Origin of the sequence: Paraburkholderia phenoliruptrix (assembly GCF_019511605.1) — a bacterium.
In the GTDB taxonomy this organism is placed as follows: domain Bacteria; phylum Pseudomonadota; class Gammaproteobacteria; order Burkholderiales; family Burkholderiaceae; genus Paraburkholderia; species Paraburkholderia phenoliruptrix_A.
Window position 1 is genome coordinate 1 of the sequence record NZ_JAEUAV010000079.1, and the last position, 379, is coordinate 379.

The 379-nt window shown below is 66.8% G+C and carries 1 protein-coding gene; it reads right to left on the bottom strand.

Features of this window, described 5'->3' with window-relative positions:
* Positions 1-379: NAD-glutamate dehydrogenase domain-containing protein (locus JNB89_RS30845; RefSeq protein ID WP_220364738.1), on the bottom strand; the 379-nt coding region annotated here is incomplete at both ends.

The following is a 379-nucleotide window of genomic DNA, read 5'->3' on the forward strand; positions in this document are numbered from 1 at the left end:
GTTGAAGCGTTGCAGGAAGGCGTCCACCAGCTGCTTGACCACCACCGGCTGCTTGCGCAGCGTCTCGGCGATGTAGCGCACCGAGAAACGGCTGCCGGTCTGGCGCCAGTAGCTCATGTAGGCGCGTACCAGTTGTACCTGGCGCACGCTCAAGCCGCCTTCGATGACCAGGCCATTCAGGCGGCCGTCTTCGGCTTCGTTGTTGAACAGTGCGGCGAACAGTTCCTGCGCGACCGGCACGATGTCGGCCTTGGCCAGGCTGGCGGCGCTGGCGGCATCCACCGACAGGCTGGTGACGAAGTGACGCTGGCCGTCCACGCGCAGCGAGTGCGCCTGTTCACGGTCGATCGCCACGCCGGCGTTGTGCAGCGCCGGCAGG